10 protein-coding genes are annotated in these 21,159 nt (G+C 68.2%); 2 read left to right on the top strand and 8 right to left on the bottom strand.

The window, feature by feature from the left end:
• Positions 1–7 precede the first annotated feature (7 nt).
• Together FN821_RS02820 and FN821_RS02815 are read left to right on the top strand one after the other, a co-directional pair.
• Positions 8–973: a hypothetical protein gene (locus FN821_RS02820; RefSeq protein WP_131171036.1), complete on the top strand. Its 966-nt coding sequence runs from the start codon at positions 8–10 to the stop codon at positions 971–973.
• Positions 970–4,053, top strand: coding sequence for an AAA family ATPase (locus FN821_RS02815; protein WP_131171035.1), 3,084 nt, complete (start codon positions 970–972; stop codon positions 4,051–4,053). The genes FN821_RS02820 and FN821_RS02815 overlap by 4 nt, the downstream gene beginning before the upstream one ends.
• A 99-nt stretch (positions 4,054–4,152) precedes the next feature.
• On the opposite strand, the gene FN821_RS02810 is transcribed toward FN821_RS02815, so the two are convergent.
• The 8 genes from FN821_RS02810 to FN821_RS02780 are packed head-to-tail and all read right to left on the bottom strand — an operon-like array spanning position 4,153 to position 21,072.
• Complete coding sequence (locus FN821_RS02810) at positions 4,153–4,971, bottom strand: GIY-YIG nuclease family protein (RefSeq protein ID WP_131171034.1); 819 nt, start codon at positions 4,969–4,971, stop codon at positions 4,153–4,155.
• Positions 4,968–6,188, bottom strand: a complete 1,221-nt coding sequence (locus FN821_RS02805) for an McrC family protein (RefSeq protein ID WP_131171033.1) — start codon at positions 6,186–6,188, stop codon at positions 4,968–4,970. The genes FN821_RS02810 and FN821_RS02805 overlap by 4 nt, the downstream gene beginning before the upstream one ends.
• Entirely contained in the window at positions 6,163–8,301 is a 2,139-nt protein-coding gene (locus FN821_RS02800) for an AAA family ATPase (protein WP_131171032.1), read from the bottom strand. The genes FN821_RS02805 and FN821_RS02800 overlap by 26 nt, the downstream gene beginning before the upstream one ends.
• The gene (locus FN821_RS02795) at positions 8,294–9,196 is read right to left on the bottom strand and encodes a hypothetical protein (protein WP_131171031.1); all 903 of its coding nucleotides are present in this window, start codon (positions 9,194–9,196) and stop codon (positions 8,294–8,296) included. The genes FN821_RS02800 and FN821_RS02795 overlap by 8 nt, the downstream gene beginning before the upstream one ends.
• Positions 9,193–9,957 (bottom strand): hypothetical protein, encoded by a 765-nt coding sequence (locus FN821_RS14415; protein ID WP_206661966.1) that lies wholly within the window; start codon positions 9,955–9,957, stop codon positions 9,193–9,195. The genes FN821_RS02795 and FN821_RS14415 overlap by 4 nt, the downstream gene beginning before the upstream one ends.
• Positions 9,941–13,093 carry an Eco57I restriction-modification methylase domain-containing protein gene (locus FN821_RS02790; protein WP_221929105.1) on the bottom strand — a complete coding sequence of 1,051 codons (3,153 nt, stop codon included), beginning with the start codon at positions 13,091–13,093 and terminating at the stop codon, positions 9,941–9,943. Before FN821_RS02790 ends, FN821_RS14415 begins: the two co-directional genes overlap by 17 nt.
• 3 nt (positions 13,094–13,096) lie before the next feature.
• The gene (locus FN821_RS02785) at positions 13,097–15,907 is read right to left on the bottom strand and encodes a helicase-related protein (protein WP_131171030.1); all 2,811 of its coding nucleotides are present in this window, start codon (positions 15,905–15,907) and stop codon (positions 13,097–13,099) included.
• Positions 15,904–21,072 (bottom strand): DEAD/DEAH box helicase, encoded by a 5,169-nt coding sequence (locus tag FN821_RS02780; RefSeq protein WP_131171029.1) that lies wholly within the window; start codon positions 21,070–21,072, stop codon positions 15,904–15,906. Before FN821_RS02780 ends, FN821_RS02785 begins: the two co-directional genes overlap by 4 nt.
• Positions 21,073–21,159 lie beyond the last annotated feature (87 nt).

Here is a 21,159-nt window from a genome sequence, read left to right as displayed (position 1 = left end):
CTTGGTCGTGGCGGGGCTCAACCTCGACAAGGCATGGCCTGACGAGGCGGTGGGTGCCGCCCGCGGGTTGCGCGAGGCGAGCGTCAGTCTCCTTATGGAGGTGGCGCAGCAGTGCATCGACCTGCGCGTTGATGGCCTGATCATTCTGGGCGGCCTGTGGGATCCCACAACGGTGCGCCGGTCGACCGTCGGGGATGTCCGAACCGTGCTGGGCAGCCTGCCCTGCGAGGTGCTGCTCGTCCCGAACGAGCAGGACGCCGAGAGCAACTTCGCGCCGCAGGCATTGGACGAGTGGCCCTCGACCGTACGCTGGATGACCCCGGAGGCGAGCACCGTGGTGGTGTTTGGTGACGCCCGGTTCGCCATCCTGGGCCCGAGGGGCTCGAGGATCCCGCCGCTGGAGGGGGTTGTCGCAATGCTCACGACCCACCCCTCACCACCGGGGACCCATTTGCCTGTGATCCGACCGGCTGTCTTGCAGGGCAGCCAGACGCCTCGTCCCTCGGATCTCACGCTCACGCCGTTGGTTGTGGGCACGGGTGGGGGCCGCTCCGAGGGTGTCCTGCTCATCCACGGCTCGGACCCGGACCTTCACAGTGAGGACGTGACCTACGCGCAACAGTTGGGCTCGACACGACACCTGCCCCTGGACGACTTCCGGGACGGCGCCACCCTCACCGCAGCGCTCGACGGCCTGTTGTCGCAGTGTGAGCGCCTCGACCGCGTGGTGGTGAGTGGCAGTGTCGCTGCACGGTTGCTTGTGCCACCCGCCCTGCCGTGGCAGCCCAGCCGGGATGACGTCACCGTCGACTGGAGTGACCTCGACTACAGATTCCCGACGGCCAAAGCAGACGATCGCACCGTCGCGGCGGAACTCATTCGCCGGCTGTCGGGCGCCGGGCCGAATGAGGCCCGCCGCCATCAAGCCCTGGCCCTGGCCTTGAGCTCCCTCGAGAGCGAAGAGTCCTCATGAGGTTCGAGACGGTTACGGCTGTTTCCTTCGGCCCGTTCCGGGGCGAGCACCTCGGGTTGGCGCCGGCCTTCACCATCGTCACGGGTCCCAACGAGAGCGGCAAGACCACGTGGGCCGCAGCGCTCTACTCCAGCCTCGCCGGAAGGCGTCGATCGCGCGGTCGAGGAACACGCGACGACGCGCAGTTCAAGGCTAAACACAAACCCTGGAGCGGTTCGCGCTGGCAGGTCACCAGCGCGATCACGACCGACGACGGCACCAGACTGACGATCACCCAAGACCTCGTCGGCGGCACGACGCGGATCCTGCCCACGGGGACTCCTAAACCCTTGAGCCGATCGGAGTTGGAGCGGCGCTTCGGGCTTTCTTCGACCGACTGGGACGACATCGACGTCGGCGAGCTCTTCGGGCTCAGCCGAGGAACCCTGCGGGCCACCACGTTCGTGCCACAAGCCGAAATTCTGCGCGTGCTGGAGCAGTCCGACGAACTGCAGCAGTACCTCCAGCGCGCGACCTCCAGCCAGGCCATCGATGTGACCGCCCAAGAGGTACTCGACACGCTCAAGGCCGACCTCGCCACCCGCGTTGGCAGTCTCTCGATCGGCAGGCGTCCACTGCGCCGGGCCATCGAAGAGTTGCAAGACGCCGAAGACACCCTCTACAAGCTCCGTGCCGCTCGCGATGACCTTCGACGAACCACTATCCGCGTCGCCGAATTGGCCCGTGATGAAACTCAGGCGCGCAACACGCTCGCCCAAGCACAGGCATGGCAGAAGTGGGCCGAAGTGGACGCCCTGGAAAGCCGGATCGCCAAGATCCGGGGTTACGATGCCGAACTGGCTGACTCGACAGTCGTTGGCGAACCGGCCCCGCCCGAACTTCTCAAGAAGGTCCGGGATGCTCGAATTGCCTTCCTCGCGCGCGACGAACCACCAGAAGCACCGACCGGGCCGTCCGTCGACGCGCTCGAATCGCAACTGGCGACACTTCCGCAGGCGCCGGACGGTGACACGTCGCCCGATCCGCAGGTACGCGCAGTGTGGGAGCAGTTCCACCACGCGACCTCCGCAGTCGCCTCTCGGACGGAATTGCCCCTCGAGACCGCCACAGACGAGGCGCTCCCCGACGCGGAGAGCGACGAACTTCGACGCCACGCGAACCGGTTGCGGCTGCGGCGACCCACGTGGGATCCCCGTGAGGACGAGACCGAGTCGCTGTTGCGCAACCGGCACGCGCAGGCCCTGGAACGGTTCGCACACGACCTGTCGGCGTGGCAGGCGAGAGCCGCAGCTCACGAGCAAGCAGCCACCTGGTACGCCACAGCACGCGAACGCTACGCCGCCGAGCAAGCCGAGTACGCCCGCAGTTGGGACGCCTACCGTGCGACGCTCACGACTCGTGGGGAGCCTGTCGGACGCCGTGGGCTCAGTTCGGGAGCTGCGCGATTCGGCGCACCCCAGTGGTTACTGGTGATCGGAGCTTCCCTCATCGTGGCGGGGCTGGCCGCTACTCTCCTCGACCCGCTCATCGGCGCGCTCATCGCCGCTCTTGGTGTGGCTGTCGTCGTCGCTGGCCTCCTGATGCGCACCGGGTCCCGGCGTGCAACCGACGGCGGTGCACCCAGCGTGCCCCAAATGGACGCCCCTCCGCCGGCCCCTCAAGCACCGGAACCCACCGATCTGCCTCCCCCCGGTGACAGGCCGACCGAACCGGCACTGTCTGACCAAGTGGCCGCGATCGCCAGCCGCAGGTCCGACTGGCAACAAAGAGCCTCGCTCTTCGACGCGGCGCACGCTCAACTCACGGAGCAACTCTCGCGTCGCGGACTGCCATCCAACCCCGAGGAGCTCGACCGGCTGGCCCAAGCCATCGACCTGCGAGCCGGCGCCCGGAGGCTCGGCGAACAGCAGCGCGCAGATCTGACCCGGCTTCAGAGCGAAGCCCAATTAGCGGCGACAAGACTGCTCGATGCGCTGCGCGAGAAGGGCGAACAACCGCCAATCGCGGAGGGCGAGGAGGCCGACGCGGCGGACGCCGCCTACCGCCTTTACGAGGCGGCGTGTGACCGCCGGGCGGAGATCGCCTCCCAAGCCAGCCGTCGTGCCGATCTGACGCGCGCTCTGGAAGCGCGCAGCGCAGCTGACGTCGCATACCGGACGGCTATCGAACGCTGGGCCTCACGCGCCGACGAGCTACTCGCGACCGCACGGCTCGTGGGCGGCGATCCCAGCGACGATGCGCAGGCCGCTGCGCAGTGGCTCGGCGACTGGCTGGAGGCCCAAGACCACGCCGCCGCCGTCTACCAGAAACGGGACCGGATCGGCTCGCTGCGCGCTCAACTGCTGACTGGCGCCACCCTCGAGCAACTCGCAACGAAGGTCGACACCCTCACAGCAGGGCTCGGTAACCGGCCGCAATCCCTGCCCCCCAACCCTGACGAACTCGTCGCGTCCGCTTCCGCGCAGGTCGAAGCCTGCGTCACCCGAAGAGCAACCGCCGAGGGGCAACTGGTGCGCCTACGCGAGCAGGAGGGCGACCTGCCTGCGGCCGTCGAACTCGCCGCCGCAAGCCGGTCGGAGAAGGACTCCCTCATCGAGTTGAAGGCCACCCTCGAGTTGGCGATCGAACACCTGGAAGCTGCCCAACAGCAGGCGCACCGCACCATCACCCCCGTTCTTGAGTCCGCGATCCGGCGACGGCTTCCCTTGGTGACGGGCGGCCGTTACCAAGACGCCCGCGTCACACCAGAGACACTCGCCGTGGAACTGCAGGAACGGTCCGGCGTCTGGCGCGACGCCGCCCTCCTCTCTCAGGGCACCGCCGAGCAAACGTTCTTGCTGCTACGTCTCGCGCTCGTGGAACACCTCGGAACAGCCGAGACCATGCCACTGATCCTCGACGATGTGACGGTGCAGTGCGACGCCACCCGGACCGAGGCTCTGCTCTCGCTGCTGCACGACATCTCGAAGGAACGCCAAGTCATCCTCTTCTCGCAAGAGACCAGCGTCCGCGACTGGGCTGCGACCCACCTGGACCCCGCCCGCTCGGACCTGATGGTCTCATTACCACCCCTGGGATGAACGGAGCGGCAACTCCGGGGAGCAGCGATCCACCGTCGGACGCGTCAGTGCCGCAGCACAACCTTGGTCGGCCAGCGCGTCTCGCATTCTGGCGAGGGATCAGTTCGCGTTGAGGCCGAACTCCTTGCTGAGCAGCTTGCGCTTGTACAGGGTCTCCACGGCAACGACCTCGTCCGCGGTGGAGCTCTTCGGGAGGATCTGCAAGACCGAGAACTGGAAACGCTGGAACATGGACGGATCGGCACGCACGCCCTCCACCATGTTCACGTTGTGGCCGTGGTACGTGGCCACGTACTCCTTCCAGCGGCCGAGCAGGCCTCCCACGCCGTACGCAGACCCGACGTAGTGCTTGCCGGTATGCGCGTCGACGATGAGGTAAACGGCGTTCACCGAGGACATGGCCGCATGCCACTCCGCGTAGCGGCGCGGCTCGATAACGACAATCTCAAGCTCCCGGAACGTCAGGACGAGGTTCTCGAACCCTGGGAAGTGTTCGACTCTTCGGTCCATGATCGCGAGGACAGGCTTGCTCACCGCGGTCGGCCCGTTCTGCCACCAACTGCGGGTCCCGGGCCCCCAGTCGACGACAAGGCGGTTGACGAGGTCAGGGAGAACTGCCGCATCGCTCAAGTCAAAGCTGCCGGGGGTGAGGATGCCTGCGTTCTCGTAGCAGGCCACATAGCGGGCACTGCGGCCCTCCTCCCCAAGAAAGACCAGCCAGAAGCGCTGCCGGCCCTGGAATCGGGCGCCCTGGCTGCTGGTGTACTGGCGTAACTGGTCCGCCTCGAGTGCCTCCCTCACTCTGGCGTTGCTCAAGGGGTGCCTGATCAGCAGGACGTCGATCAGGGCGAGACCGGCGACGGCCACGACGTCAGCCAACGAGATCGAGGACACCGTGGGCCCCTGCTCTGCGGTCATGAAGGCACCCTCCCCTGCCGCCCGGCAGGCGCCGCCGGGTCCACCGTCGGCCGCATCTCGTCAACCAGGCCGCTCACGCTTCGCAGCAGCGAGGCTGGCTCGGCTTGCAGATCCAGGGTGTGCGCGACGATCCGAACCCCGGCGTGCCGCACCGCGTGCTCGCGCGCGTCCTCGAACCCCTTCGCGTAGATCAGGTGCCCGACCGGTAGGCCAAGGACGGTGCAGTATGCAAGAAGCTGGTAGAGGTCGGCCTGCGGAAACCCGCTGGGCTTCTCTGCCTTGTACTTGGCGTCCACCACTACCCGCGGGAGGCCGGTGTCCAACCACACGAAGTCCGGACGAACCGGCACCGTCTCGGCCTCGTCCAGATGGGTGCGGTACTGCAACCGCGAACGACCCCCGAACGGCCGAAACGCCTCCCGCAACACGACCGTCACGAAGTCCTCGAAGATTGTCGCCATGTTGAACAGGTAGCCCGACACCACCAGGTCCCCGACCCGCTGCTCGAACGACCGCCCCGCCAGCACCAACTCCGCCAACTCCAACGCCGGCACGTACTTCGCGTTCAACCGCGACGCCACCCACGAAGGCCGGACGCCGCCCCGCCCAGGGGCGGTCACATCCGCCAACTGCAGCCGCAGCCGCTGCAACCCCGCCCGATGCCGGACGCCGACCCGCGGCGTCCGCAATAGCTGCTCGACTGCCGCCAACAGCAGCTGGTTCTCGGCGATATCCACGGTGAACTCGTCGTAGCGAACCTCGAGCGGGATGCTTCGCCCCCACCGACGCCGCAGCTGGTCGGCCTCGCGGACCCGTCCGCGCAACACTGCCAGGGTCTCGTCCACCGTCACGTACCCCTTGAGCAGTCCCTGCTCCAGCGCCCGACGCGCGAGCCGCACGAAGGCGTCCGCCAGCGCCTCGGGGAGGTCCGCATCCGAGTCCAGCAGCACTCGATCGTCGCGCCAGAAGGTTGGGTGCCGCGCGTACCCCATGAGGAACACCAACCGCTTGATGCCGATCTTGGGCTGAATGACCACCTGCAGCCCGTCGACGCTGACAACGCCGATCTGGGTGCCGGCCGACACTTCCCACCAGCCCGGCCGGTCCGTCAAGCCGAGCTGCACGGTCCCAGCTGCGGCGAGGGCGTCCGCAACCGGACGCCGCAACTCCACCAGCCGCGGACCGTCACCTTCACGCAGGATCAGCGGGTTCGCCATCACCAGGCCCCGAGTTCGCGGCCGCAGATGCCCGTGCCACCCGGGCGCGAATCGCGTCAAGCCCGTAACGGGCGCGCACGTCGATGCCGTCGCCGTAGTGATGCTCCTCGAGGAGCGGCAGGATCGCCGTCCGCCACGCCCGCTCGAGACCGCCCGGCTCGTGCACTGCCTTGCGCATGAAGTAGGACGGCCCGATCTTGAAGCCCGGATCCTCGATCCGACGGTTCAGTTCGTCCAGAAGGTCAGCCACGCCGACGTCCAAGCCGGATGCCCCGAGCCATCTCCGCAGCACGCCGTCGGTAGGCGGCTCGGACGGGTGCAGCGGCACGAAGGCGAACCGGCGCCGCATCGCGGCGTCCACCAGCGCGATAGACCGGTCGGCGGTATTCATCGTTCCGATCACGAACACGTTCTCCGGCAGCGTGAACCCGATGTCGTCGTCGGTGGCGTACAGCAGGTCGACGTTCTGGCTGCGGTACTCCAGCAGGAAGTACAGCTCGCCGAAGATCTTCGCCAGGTTGCCGCGGTTGATCTCGTCGATGATCAAGAAGTACGGGGTCGACGGATTCTCGCGTGCGGCGTCCACCGTCTTGCGCAGCGGGCCGGGCTTCAGCTTGAACCCGCCAGATTCGAGTGGCCGGTAACCCTCAAAGAAGTCCTCGTAGGAGTACGCAGGGTGGAACTGCACCAGCCGCACGTTGTCCCCGGCCAGGTGCGCGGCCAGGTGTTGGGCGATATACGTCTTCCCCGTGCCGGGCGGGCCATAGAAGATCAACTGGGGCCGGTCGCGGAGCAGTTCGATGCACTCCTGCAGCCACGCCCGATCCACATTCAACTGGCGTGCGAGTTCGTCCGTCGCGTTCGGCAGTGCCAGTTCACGCTCTACCACCGGCGGGGCAGGCTCGTCGTCCTCGACCTCCGTGGCTTGCGCGGCAAGCAACTTCCCCAGCAGGTCGAGCTGCTGGGTCATCTCGACGACGTCGTACTGAATCTGCAGACGCGCCTTCACCTCGCTCGGCAACTCGGCGTAGTCGAATCCGTCGGGAGCCCAGGCCACGGCCCGGCGCAGGTTCGACAGGTCATCGGCGGAGTTCACATACTCTGCCGGCCCGGTAACCGTGCCCAGATAGAGCTTCCCCTGGCTGGTGGTGGCGATCACGTCGTCGACCTGGATGCGTGACAGGAACGCGTGGAACTCGTCGAGCTTCGCAGCCTTCGCCGCGTACGAGGTCTGCGAGTAGTCCTCCTCAACGATCGCCTTGAGCTCAGGACGCCCGATGCCCGGTTCTACTTCGCGCAGCTTGGCCGCCCGTAGGGACGCGTAGCCCTCCTGTCGCCAGGTGGGGATCAAGTCGTGACCGTCCACGGACGACCCGCGCACGAGCCAGGCCCGCTGTGGCGGTGCGACCAAGACGCCAAGCTCCTCCAGATATGCCCGCAGATCCTCGGTCCGGACGTGCTGCGCTTCGCTCGCCACTCCCGACGAATCAAACTGCACTCCCTCGGCCTCCAGCGCCTCCCGCTGGGTGCCGGGGCGCCCATCGGACCAAACGAATCCGGCTGACGGGCGCCCGTCCTTGCCGATCACTCGATGCGTCGCCCCTTCTGAGGAGGCACCGCTCATGACATAGCCCACAGTCTGCGGATTCGTGCTCGCGACCGCTGCCATGTCGCTGTAAGTGGTCCACTGGCCGGGTTCCAGGAAATCCAGCGCCGCCTCCAGGATTCGCTGATAGCGAGGAGTCTCAGGGGCGTCCGCGCGGCGCGCATCGCGGTACGCCTGTCCCGACTCAACATCTAGCCCCGCGCCGTCCTCGGGGTGTGTGGCGAGCGCCTCCCGACCGGCGTCGGTTATCAGCCAACCCTGAGGGGTCTTCTCGATCCAACCGGCAGCCTTCATATCGGTACTCGCCCATGTCAGATGGTTCTCCCATCTGCGCAGCGAGTCGTTCGTCCGGAACGGGGCACGCTCGTACGGCGTCAGCTGCACTCGCTGCTCCACGAGGCGAATGACGTCAGCCCTCGGGACGGGACCGCCCGCCTCCGCAAGCACCTGCAGTGCGGCACGAATCAGGAGCCCCCGTCGAACCGGCTCGCTTGCGATCTCACTCATGAGCGCACTCACTCTCCTCCTGCGTGTATGGCGAAATCGCGCCGCGACCCTGCTCGCCAGCGAGTAAGTCAGCGAGCGGGGAGACGTAGGGCCGCCCAGCGTCGATAGCGGCTTCCATCGCGTCGTAGACGTCGAGGATCAGCTCCTTCGTCCGGAACGAGCCGAACGCAGCCACATCCTTCCGCTTGACGATCGGGAACGTGTCCATGATGTGTTCGACGTCAGCTCGCTCGACGCCGAGGAGCAGGAACATCGCTGCGTCAAGCTCGACCCGGCATGCTGCGCGGCGCTCCTGATCCCACTCGACAGGGAGCAAATACTCCCGGCCCAACTCACGGACGTAGGCGTGCATCTCGATACCTGAGCCGACAAGGACGGCCACTCGATCGACGACCCAGTCAACACCGTTCCCGACCAACGGGTCCAACCTCGCGAACACATCCGGCGGGAGCGTTGGCAGTTGGCCGAAGGTGCCTTGAGGGATCGACGGCTGCGATAGGAACTGGCGAAGGATGTAGTCAAGCGCGAACGAGTTGTACTGGGCGACCAGGAGCGCTAGCGCCCGCGCGTCGGGACCAGCACTGAGGATCCAGCCGTAGGAAGCCGCGCCGAACGGGATGAAGCTCGCGATGATGGTGCGCTCGTCGGTATTGCGCGCGACCCGGCGGTGGCCGAGCAGGGCGGCCTCGGACCCCCACGTGCGCCTGACGAGCCGATCGGCAACTACTTCTTCGCGAACCCAGTAGCGCGGGAGCACGAGCGAATCGTCTTGGCGCTCCTGGTTCGCCTCGATGTCCGTGTCCCCGACTCCCCTGAAGGAGGCGTAACGGTGGTCGTAAAGGAGGCCCATCTTCCCCTCGTAGAGCGGCAGCATGCGCTCCACCGTCTGCGTCATGTGTGAACCTCCTGGGGCCAGGGCTGCTGGTAGGTGCGTCCTGACGACTTCGCCTCGGCCATCGCGTCGTAGGCGGACAGGATCAGGTCCTTGGTCCGGTAGTTCCCATAGGCGGCCTCGTCCTTGCGCTTCACGATCGGGAAGGTATCCATGACGTACGACACTTCTGGACGCGTGAGTCCGTAGCCGTGGAACATCAGGGCATCCAGTTCGGCTCGCACCTGCGCCCGCTGGTCGGTGTCGGGGATCCAGCCGTTCAGACGATCGACTCGCAGAGCAACCCAGGCTCGCAGAGGGCGATCCAAAGGGAGCGCCAGCGATCCCAGTTGCTCAGGCATCACCATCGGGAGTTGCTTGGCCACGCTGAACTGGAGATGCATGTTGCTGAGCTTCTGTCGGGCGACAAAGTCGAACACGAAGCTGGAGAAGACCGCGGCGAATCCGGGCAATTCGTTGCGGTCGCACCCCAGCACCATGTCGAAGTTCCCACCGCCTGGGATGGCGGCAGGCATCACCGTGCCGATTGCGGTGCGCACGTCGCTGGTTCGCGCAATCCCACGCCAGGCGAAGTACGGACCCGTCGGCTTACGGCTTCCCCATGAGGCATCTACGTCGGCCTCGGTCAGCCAGTACCGGGGAATCGGAAGGAGGTAGGCGGCCTTCTCGTCCTCGGTGATCGGCCGAATCGACCCGTCTGGCTCATACGTCGCCCAGCGGGTGTCGTAGAGGTGGATCATCTTGGCTTCAAACAGCGGCAGCATTCGAGCTACCCCCCCCCCCGTCGATCTGGCGCTCGAAAACGTTGCCGTTGAGCGTCCAGCCGTCGGCCTCGAGTTCGTCACGGGTGTGGAAGAGGTGCGAATCGCTCGTCATGTTGAACAGCCCCTGCATGAAGCTGATGCCCCAAGGGTTGCCGTTGACCGGATCGTTCTCGTTGATCAGCACCGGGACTCGGCGATAGATGCCGAGGGTGATCTCGGCGTCCCGGCGAGTCCGGAAGATGGGGCAAGTGCCAGTGTTGGGGTTGAGGAGCTGGATCTCGTCGGGGGTGAGCTCGAAGCGGGCGTCGTCCTTCAATAGGTCGGACGGGTCGTGGGCGAAGAAGGCGAACTCCGCCTGGGCGACGCGCTCATCCTGGCCGGTGAGGGTGAGTAGGCAGAACTTGAAACGGCTGTCCACGCCTTCGAACAGAGGCTTGCGGTTCTCGAAGTCGTACAGACTCACGAGGTTTGCTCGCTGGACCAGATCCTTGAAGAAGTACTGGGTCGTTGCATCGGTCGCGATTCCTGTCGGAAGTACGAGTCCGAATCGGCCGCGTGAGGCGAGGAGATGCCGTCCCAGCTCGGCGAAGACCGGGTCGGTCTTGACGCGGCCACGCCCGCACAAGGGGTAACGGCCCGAGTTCGCCAGGAAGTGGCGGGTTGCGTCGATGTGGCGCTTCGCACTGGTGTACTCCGCTGCGAGGGCCGGATTGGTCTGGGGCAGGCCGTCGATCAGGCGCTTGCGTCGAGCTCCACTCGCCGCGCCGATCTCAGGGGCCCGGACCGCGAAGAACTCCTGTTCCTTCAGCTCGATGAGCTCCCACGGCGGGTTGCCGAGCACGACGTCGAATCCCCCGCGCCAGCCCGGTCCGTCGGCGGAGGCGGCGGGGCGGAACAGGTGCGGGAACTCCAGGTGCCAGTGGAAGAACCGGTATTCGGCGGCGAGCTCGTGAACAGCGGCGATCGTGGCCTCGCGCAGCGCCTCGCCGCGGACGAGGGCCCGCAGGCTCCGGTCGGTGATGGCCTTAGGGCCGCCTGGCTGCTTGGGCCAAGCGAAGGCGGCGCACCAAGCGTCCGCCAGCAGCCTTTGCTGTTGCAGCGCCGGATTAGCCTGCAACGCCTTGAGCCGCTGCTGCCGGGCCTGGATGTCGGCCAACGACGCTGGACGACCGCCACCGATCAATGCGCCCAGTTCACCCGCCACGACGGTGTCCATCATGGGCGCGGTGTCGTCGCCGAACAGGTCGTCCTGCCCGGAGCCCTCGGCCTTGTTCTGCTTCTTCAGTGCCGTGACGACCCTCTTGTCGTCGCCCTCGAGCGCCGCGAACGCCTCGTCGGGCACGCCCTGCCCGATGAGGGCCGGCGTCGCGCCGATCAGGGAGTTGCCGACCTTGATCTGGGCGTCGAGGAACGCCAGCGGGCGTCCGGGGTCGAGGGTCTCCAGCCACAGCGACACCTTGGCGAGTTCGGCGGCCAGAGGGTTGAGGTCGACGCCATAGATGCAGCGTCCGACCACGTCGGCGAGGGCTTCGCGGACCCGTTCGGGCGGGGGCTCGGGGTCGCCGGTCCGGATGGCCGCGACCCGCTTGGCGATCCGCCTCGCGGCTGCGACCAGGAAGTGGCCCGACCCGCAGGCGGGGTCGCACACGGTCAGCGCCAACAGGGCCGCCTCGGGGTCGGGTTCGCGCTCGGCGCGGTCGAGCACCGGGTCGAGCGCCGAATCGAGCAGGCAGTCGATCAGCGAGGTGGGCGTGTAGTACGAACCCGTCGACTTGCGGTCGTTGCCCGCGGCCGACAGCAACTCGAAGACCCGCCGTCCGGCGTCCCAGGAGGGCACGAACTCCAGCAGCGCCTCGTAGATGGAGCCGAGTTCCTCGGCGCCGAGGTTGCGGTAGTCGACGACGCGCTTCATCTTCGAGCCGGGTTCCTCGACGAGGCTGAGGTGCCGGACCGCCCGCAGCAGCGCCTCGTTCGACAGGTCGCTGCCCCGGAACAGGTCGAGGGCGCCGGGTTCGAACAGGCCGCCGATGCCGACCAGGCCGAGCTCGGGGCGTCCGTCGACCGAGCCGAGGCCGTCCCACACCAGGTTGAGCGCGCGCCACTGGTCGGCGTGCCGGGTGCCGCGCCGGCGGCGGGCCGTGCGGCGCAGACGCTCGGTCGAGAAGTAGTCGCGGTAGCGCTGCCGGGCGGTGAGGGTGGCGTCAGGGGAAAGCAGCAAACCGCGGTCCTCGGCGACGAACGTGAACAGCAGCCGGTACACGACCCGCAGCAGGCCGTGGTTGACGTCCTCGATGCGCAGGCTGCCCTCGGCGAGGCCGTCGCGAAGGTGGGCGTTCGCAGGGTGCGCGAGGAACCCGGTGCCGAGCGTGGTAATCGCTTTGGTCACTCCGTCCTGGAGCTGGTTGAGGGCCCGCGTGCCCGACTCCAGCGACTCGGTGCGCCATGCCTCGAGCCAGCAGGACGCCGCGCCCTTCTCGGGGTCGCGCACTTCGAGCCGCGACTCGTGGCACACGCTGTACAGCAGCAGGAAGTCGGCGAACAGGTCGCCGTCGAAGATGGCCTCCAGATCGAACTCGATGTAGGCCGACCCGACCAGCGACGTCGAGTCGCGCAGCAGCCGCAGGGTCAGCCCGTTGGACAGCACCGCCCACAGGTGGGCGTCCGACCGGTTCAGCAGTTCCTGCACCATCGACTGCGGCGACGAGATGGCGGCGCCCGCGACGCCCTGGGTGCGGCGGTCCAGTTCGATGCGGTGGCCGAGCAGGTGCATGGGCACGTGCTCCCACACGTGCGAGACGGGCAACTGCTTGCCGTCGGCGGTCAGCCCGCCCGCGGGCGAGGTCGGGACGCGCCCATACCCCAGCTCGCGCAGCAGGATCAGGAGCCACCGCTCGCGCGTGAGGGTGGTGCCGCGGTCTGACTCGGAAAGCTTCTCAGCCGCCTGCCGGTAGGTGGCCCACACCCCGGTCAGGTACGCCCAGGCCCGGTTCGCGGCCTCGCGGACGGTCTCGCCGGGTGCCAGGTGGTAGTCGCCGGACGCCTGCCCGCCCAACGCGCCCGCCGCGATCCGCGACAACAACTCGGCCGGCAGCAGGCCACCGGCCACCCGGACGCCCACGAATGATTCGGCTGCCATGGCTCAACCCTTCGGGACCGGAACGAACACGTACACGCCCAGAACATCGGGTGGGCTCTCGGCACGGACGCCCAGCCCGCGCACCACCGCACCGGATGCCGCGCGCACCCGCCGGTGCGAGGCCCGGAGCTTCTCGGCGAGCGACTGCCCGTGGGCGTCCAGATGCGCTTGCGCCTGGGCCAGTTGGCCGAGCGCGGACGTGAGGTACTGGCTGGGGTTGCTGACGTTCCCCGAGGGTGCGGCGTCGAGCAGGGCGCTGACCTCGTCGGGCTCCAGCCACGACAGGACGCCGTCGCGGGAGGTGAAGCCGAGGGTGGCGGCGTCCTCGGCCACGGCCGTCCTCTCCCCGGCGCGCGACGGCAGGGTGAGGTGGAACCGGTAGCGGACCAGCAGCAGCGTGGTGCGCGTTTCGACCGCGGCCGTCCGGACGACGGCGCAGCGACGAGCAGGCCTGGCCTCGGCGGGCAGGGCGGGGTCGAGCGCCGACTCGAGCACATAGGACGCGATGGCCTCGACTGCGGCGTCCGTGCGGTGCAGCACGTTCTCGCCCTTGGCGACGGGGAAGTCGTTCAGAAAGGTGAGTTGAGTCTCGCGGCCGGGCGGGAGGGCGTCCAGCAGGCCGCCGGGCAGTGGACTGGTGGCCGCCGTGAAGCCGCGCGGGGTCGTCTTGAGGGTTGCCTTGAGGGCCTTGAGTGACTGCTCGGTGAAGGCGCGCACCTCGGCGTGGGTGCCCAGGTTGGCGCGGATCTCGGCGACCTCGCCAGCCACCTCGGTCGGGTGGATGGCGCGCTGGGCGAACTTGGTGCGGGAGGCCCTCTCGCGTTCGGCGGCGGACTGCCACTCCTTGTCCAGGTCGACGACCTTCGAGTCGTACTCGAAGTCGAGGGTGTCCTGGCGATGGTCGCTCCCCCGCAGGATCAGGCCCTCCATCAGGGCCTCCAGCACGGCGTCGCTGTTGTCGGGCACCGGCACGGAGACGCCGGTGGCCTTGCGGATCGCCTCGTGCTTGCGGAGCAGGACATCGAGGACAATGCCGTCGATGCGGTTGTCCTGGCCGTAGAGGGTGATGGCACGGACGACGTCGCGTTGCTGGCCGAACCGATCGACGCGCCCCTCCCGCTGCTCGTGCCTGGTCGGGTTCCAGGCCAGGTCGTAGTGGACGACCGCCTGGAACTGGTCCTGCAGGTTGACGCCCTCAGACAGGCAGTCGGTGGCCACGAGTACGACCGGGCCGTCGGCGGCCGCCAGTTCGGCGATGCGGGCCACCCGCTCCGAGGGCGGCAGCATGCCGGTGACGCAGGCAACGGTGGTGCCCTTGCCCAGCTTCTGGGTGAGGTGCTCTGCGACGTACTCGGCGGTGTCGATGAACCGGCAGAACACGATCGGGGCGTAGGAGTCGGCGAGAAGCCCCTTCACCTGCGTGGTGATGGCGTCCAGCTTGTGGTCGCCGGCCTTCTCCAATTCCTTCGCCCGCTTGAGGAAGCCTTTGAGCCGGCGTTGCTGCGGGGTTCCCGACTCGGTCGAGGCGTCAGCGCCCGGAGCCACGTCGACCGATTCGAGGGTCTCGTCGTCGGCCAGGTCAAGCACGGCCGAGCGTCCCAAGGCGTCGGCCTCGGCGGCGTCCTCACCGCCCAATGCGGCCGAGCGGGTCGCCAGCGTTTGGGCGGCGGCCCGCGGCGAAGACGCCAGCGCCCGCAGCAGGGCGAGCACCGACCACCAGTTGATGCGCTGCTCGCGGGCACCGTTCGCCGTGCTCACGGTCTCGCGGGCGTAGGCGATCACGTCGTCGAACAGGTCGCGGTAGGCGGGCGACAGCTTGTACGCGACTTCTTTGGACTGCCGGTCGGACGGGAAGGGGGTCTCCTCATCGAGGAACTGGCGGATGTCGGCGCGGCGCCGCTGCACCAGATGCCTGGCAAGCAGTTCGCGGCCCTTCGTCTGGTCGAGGTCCAGGTCGTGCAGTGCGGGATGGAGCAGGCCGATCAAGTTGCGGAACGCCGCGTCCTTGCCACTGTGCGGGGTGGCGGTGACGAGAAGCAGGCGCCGGTCGGCGTCCGCTGCCAGGGCGCGGACCAGGTCGTAGCGCTGGGTACGGGCCTTGCCGCCGAACCCGCCGTCGGCAACGCAGGTGTGGGCCTCGTCGACGATGACCAGGTCGGGGCAGGTGCGCAGGAACTCGTTGCGGCGCCGATCCGACTTGATGAAGTCGGTCGACACCACCGTGATCGGGAACCGTTCGAAGATCGACTCGCCGCCGACGCACTGGCGCTCCAGCCGGCGGATGGTGCTCGGCAGCACCAGTTCGGCCTCCAAGCCGAACTTAGTGCGCAACTCCCCGGTCCACTGCTCGGCCAGCGCTGGGCTGCAGAGCACCGCGAGCCTGCGGGCGTCCCCGATGGTCAGAAGTTCGGCGGCGATGAGGGACGCCTCGATGGTCTTGCCGATGCCGACGTCGTCGGCGATCAGCAGGCGGACGGTTTCCTGCCGCAGGGCCATCAGCAGCGGCACGAGTTGGTAGGCGCGCGGCTCGACGGCAATCCCGGCCAGGGAACGGAACGGGCCGGCGCTCGACCGGAACCCGATCTGTAGGGCGCTGCGCAGCAGGCGCGCGCTCTCGTGGTCGCCCAGGTCGTCGGCGGTGGGCGGCGGGAACGACGCCGTCGTCACGGGCTCGATGGCCGGCAGCACGCCCGCGATGTCGTCCTCGGTGCCGCCGAGGGGACGCAGCACGAGGAAGTCGTCGGAGCTGTCGGGCAGCACGACCCACTCGCGGCCCCGCGCCGCCACCAGGCTCCCCACCGCAAAGGTCGTCACGCCCGCCGTCCTTCCCCGAACACGTCCGCTCGCTCGCGCAGCTTGGCCATCCAGTCCTCATCGAGCACAAACCGGATGAAGGAGTACCCCGCATCCAGCAGACGCTCCTCCGCCGCGGCGTCATCGGCGGTCTTGTCCGACCGGTCGTGGACCGGACCGTCGATGAACACCGCGAGTCCTGCTTCGGCGTACAGGAAGTCCGGCCTGCAGCGCGCGGACTCCAGCAGCGGTTGCGCGGCGTCCGGCAGCCGGAAGTCGCCCGCCATCAGCACCCGCAGCCAGTTGCGCTCCAAGTCAGTGTCGCAGGCAGCCAGCAGCTCGTCGGCGTGCTCGCCGCGCGGCAGGTCGGACGCCGACACGCTCGTTTGTGCACCTGCGAACCGCAGCAGCAGGTCGCGGATCAGGTGACGGTCGATCGATGTGTGCTCGAACTGGTTGCCGTAGGACAGCAGGCAGTCGTAGCACGCCTTCTCGCAGCGCTCGCTGCCCGCCTCCGCCGTGCTGCGGTCCTCGCCTGAGACCGGGTCGAAGTGGGTGATCTCGAGTGCCGTGCGGGCGGCCAGGGCGAGGGCGTCCGGCTCGGCCTGCAGGCGACGCAGGACGCCGGCTCCCCCTTCGGCCGACTCGGTGAACAGCATTCGGCCGCGGTGTTGGTCGTCGGGCAGCGCCTCTGTGGCCAGCTCGGAATCCTCCAGCTGGAACGCCGCCTCGATGCCCCGCTCCAACGCGTAACGCAGGGTGGTAGCCACCTCGTCGGGCACGGACTGTGCCAGCCGCAGCACGAGGATGTTCCGGTTGTCGCGCACGTACGGGATGACGCGGACCGCGTTCGCCTCGTCCGGGTCGGAATCGCCGTCGTCCGCCTCGGCGTCGGCGCCGGCCCTGTCGGACAACCATTGGCCCTTGATCGGGTCCAGGTAGAAGCCGACCTCGGCGGCGTCTTTGCGGCGGCGGCGCCCGCGATTGGTTACCCGCACCTCGGCCGAGTCACCGTAGGCCAGGTCGGCCAGCGGTGCTCCGTCGGCCAGCACCTCGGCTGCGAGCTTGCCCGAGCGGGCGCCGTGCTGGCTGAACCGGTAGGACGTCTGCAGCTCGAAGCCGGCGCGGCGGCGCTCCTCCTCGTCCGACGAGATCCGCTCGCGGCGGCGCGTGTACACCGTTGTCAGCTGCATCAGCCCGTACGTGGTGGCGCCAAGCTCCTCACCGCAGTTCTCGCACACGTCGAGCCCTGCGCGGCGGTCGTGGTGGTAGCCGCACGCCTCGCACCTGCGGGCCTCGGAGGTGTCGACGGTCGCCTGCCCCGACTGCGACAGCGGCACCTGGACGCGGTTCACCTCGTAGCGGGCGCCCTCGTGGTAAATCAGCGCGCCAGGCCCGAACTCGGAGATCGCCAGGAAGCGTGGTCGCTGGATGTAGTCGCCGCCATCACGCGGGCCCACCGCTCCTCGGACCGCCGGGATGTAGGCGGCCAGCGGCAGCCGCGGGAAGCTGTAGCCCGGCAGGAAGCCCTCGGAGGCGAAGTAGCGGTACGTGTAGAAGTCCGAGTGGCTCGACTGGTCGTCCTCGTTGCGGAGGAGCCGGAGCTGGTTCTCCGCCTCGCGGCGGCGGGTCGTCGCGGCCTGGCGTGCGCGGGGGGACAGGTGGCTTTCCAGAACGATCCGGTTCTGGGCGTCCTGGTCGGCCAGCGCGGCCAGGTAGAGGCGGCGCCACCGGTCACATGCCTCGTCCAGTGTGCGAGGTGCAGCCCGGACGACGTCGGCGACCCAGTCCTCCTGCCACCAGGCTGTGGCCCTGAGTTCGGGGAGCATCGGCTCGATGATCGCCTGCGCGTGCCGGGTAGCCCTTCGGATGGATTCGGGGTCGGCGAAAGCGCGTTCCTTCTCGGGCTTCATGACCAGTGACGGGGTGAGCCCCTCGGCGTCCAGCAGGTCAGTCATCCGCGAGCCGAGCTTCTCGCCGGTCTCGGCGAGCCACACGGCCTGGACGTGGCTTCGCAGCAGCGCCTCGTTGGCCAAGTCGAGCCGGGGAGCGGCCACCGAGCCCGCGACCATGTTCGCGGAGCGCCGGAAGTAGTACTGGTCGTGGGAGTTGCCCGTCGCGCAGTACGTCAGCACGAGCGCCGGCTGCCCCGACCGGCCGGCCCGACCCGAGCGTTGCGCGTAGTTCGCCGGCGTCGGCGGGACGTTGCGCAGGCCCACTGCGTTCAGGCTGGAGATGTCGACGCCGAGTTCCATCGTCGGCGAGCAGTAGAGCAGCGGCAGCGAGCCCTTGCGGAAGGCGCGCTCACGCTCCTCCCGCTCCGTGGGACCCACCTGCGCGGTGTGCTCGCGGGCCGACAGGCCACGCAGTTCACGAGCCACCCCCTGGTAGAGGGTGCGGAAGAAGGCGTTGACGCGGCCGCCGGTGTCGGCGTCCACGGTCTTGCGGATTGGGTCGGCGGCGGCGCTCGTGCCGTCCCCTGCTGACCAGACCAACGAGGATGCCTTCAACCGGTACCCGCGGCGTCCATAGTTGCCCTCGACCTCGGTGAGGAGCCCCGCCCGGGCGAGAACCCCGAGGATGTCCTGGATGATGCGCTGGGCGTCGTCGATGCCCAGTTTGTCGGGGTGGCCAGGGAACTGGTTCGGGCGGGACAGGTAGCGACCCAACGCGGAGCGCCCGGTCAGGTGCAGGTCGTTGCGCCCCTTGCCCGGCTGGCTGGTGAACGCGTACACGATGCCGACCGGGGCGACCATCTCGTTGGGGGGAACGGCCCACACGCCAGTAAGTTCCTGCGAGGACTGGCGCTTGACCCGCTCGAAGCCAAGCTCGGTCAGGCAGTCGACATCGACGGCGAGCACCTTGCGGAACTCGTCCAGGACAATCCGGCACAACTCCTCGCGATGCCCGTCCCGCGCCTCGCGCAAGGGCTCCAGCGCTCCCGTCCACAGAGACTGGTCGGCCGCGATCTCGGTGAGCGATTCGTAGCCCACATGCAGCAGGCCCGTCTGCTCAAGGTTCGGCATCGTGATGCGCCAGCCGCGCTGTAGGTCGAGGTACAGCCGGTATTCGACCAGCTCGCGCAGTGCCCGCTCGGTTCTCGTCTTGGCCGCGTACACGGCGTCCGGCGCGGCGGCGTAGTCGGCGAACTCCAGGCCCAGGGCGTCCACAACCTTGGCGGCGACGCTCTCGTGGGTCAGGCCGTGGGGCGCCGCCTTCATGGCGGCGTGCAGGGCGCCGCGGAGCTGGGCCACCTGGACGAAGTCGTTGAGGTGGCCGGCCTGCAGGCTGGCGTCCTGCCGGTTGTCGACGAAGGTCAGCAGCTTGCGGGCCTCGGCGGGGAGCTCGGATTCGGGGACTTCGCGCAGGGCGCGGACCAGGCTCGTCGACAGCACCGAGACCGCCGAACTGCGGCCCTCGGCGTCCAGGGTGATCAGCTTGGAGAAGTCCCGACCCCGGGTCTGTTCGTAGCTGACCTGACAGGACAGGCAAAACGTGAACGGCGACGGGATGAACGCTGCTGGCGTCCCGCCGACGTCGACGAGGTGGCCGGCCGTATCGACCCGCACCCTGTCGGGCTTGTAGCGCTCCTTGTTGGGCAGCAACTGGTTATCCGGGCCCACCCAGGAGTCGGGCAGGCGGCCCTCGGCAATGGGATCAGCCGGCCACGGCAATTGCGAGGACACATACAGGTAGCCATCGGTCGCGTCGCCCGCGGTGATGTCGCGGGATGCGCGGGGGGCGTAGGTGGTCTCGCCCTGCCTCTTGATCGCCTTGACGACGGCGTACTCCTGACCACACTCTCGGCAGAACGCTAGCGGGAACAGCAGCTTCTCCGGTGCCGACGGGACGGCGACCTGGTACTTCGAGGTGATGAACCGATCCTGCTCCGGCTCCAGCGACACGTGGAGCGTGTCGCCCTTGGAGAGGAATTGGTGCAGTCGGAAGGCGAACAAAGGGCGTCCGGTCTCAGGGTGCCGGACCCGGGAGCCCTTCAGGAGGGCCTTCTGGATCGCGTCGTAACAGTCCTGCACGGGAAGGCCCGTCAACTCTGACAACGCCGGCGCGGCATGCTCGCGAAGTCGGCGGGGCACCTGCCGGATCAGCCGGCCCGTCGCCTCTTCGGTGGCCAGGCCGAACGTCGTCTCGATCCACGAGGCCAAGGGGGACGCCGACAGCCCGACGTGGTCGTCGGGCAGATACCTTGACCTGACCGCCTGCGCCAAGGCCGCGACATCCAGGCCGGTGTCCGAGGCCGTCGCCCGGGTCAGGGTCTCCCCGATCACGTGGTCCCGGACCACCGACGATCCGAAGATGCGGGTAGCCACCTCGGCGACCGTGCGCTTCTGGTCGAGCGACGACCCGCCACTCGCCATCGTGGCCGACGTGCCCACACACTGCAGGTGCGGCGATGAGCACGCCTCCCGGACGCGTCGCACCAGCATCGCGACGTCGGCGCCCTGGCGTCCGCGGTAGGTGTGCAGCTCGTCCAGGACGAGGAACTGCAACCCCTTGGCGGCCTTCACCAGTCGTGCGCGCTCGTCCGGGCGGGTGAGCACCAATTCGAGCATGACGTAGTTGGTCAGCAGGATGTCCGGCGGGTTGGCCAGGATCCGGTCGCGTTCCTCGCCCCGCTCCTGGCCCGTGTAGCGGGCGAAGGTGACCGGTTCGCGTCCGTCGCCGTACCCGTTGCGGAGGAACTTCTCGAGTTCGCCGCGTTGCGAGTTCGCGAGCGCATTCATCGGATAAACGATGATCGCCTTCACCCCCGGCGTCCGGGGCTGCCGCAGCACGTGGTCGACGATCGGGACGATGTACGCCAACGACTTGCCCGATCCCGTGCCCGTCGTGAGGACGTAGCTCTCGCCGGAGCGCGCGACCTCGATGGCCTCGCGCTGGTGGCGGTGCAGGGTGAACGGTCCCCGGCCCGGGTCTTCCAGATGCTGCTTGACTCGGAAGATGCGGTCACACTCGGGATGGAGGAGGCCTGCCTGGACGAGTTCGTCGATCCGGCCTCCGGTTTCGAAGGCGGGATTCAGCGAGATCCACGGCTCCGGCCACTGACGATCCCCATCGAGTTCGCGCTGGTAGTGCTCCTTGAGCCGGGCGTCCTTGATGTCGATGGACGCCGTCGTGAATGAGCGGTAGTCGTCAATGACCTTGTCGCGCACACTGAAGACGTCCACGAGCACCTCTCCTTTGGGGTTGCCCGCACTCTAGCCGGGACGGCAGGGGCACGGGCGAGCCGCCACACCCGTTCCGGGTGCCGTCGA

The sequence above is a fragment of the Propioniciclava tarda genome (genome assembly GCF_900182665.1).
Classification (GTDB): domain Bacteria; phylum Actinomycetota; class Actinomycetes; order Propionibacteriales; family Propionibacteriaceae; genus Propioniciclava; species Propioniciclava tarda.
Note: the sequence above shows the minus strand (reverse complement) of the source record. Positions and strands in the feature narration are given on the sequence as shown.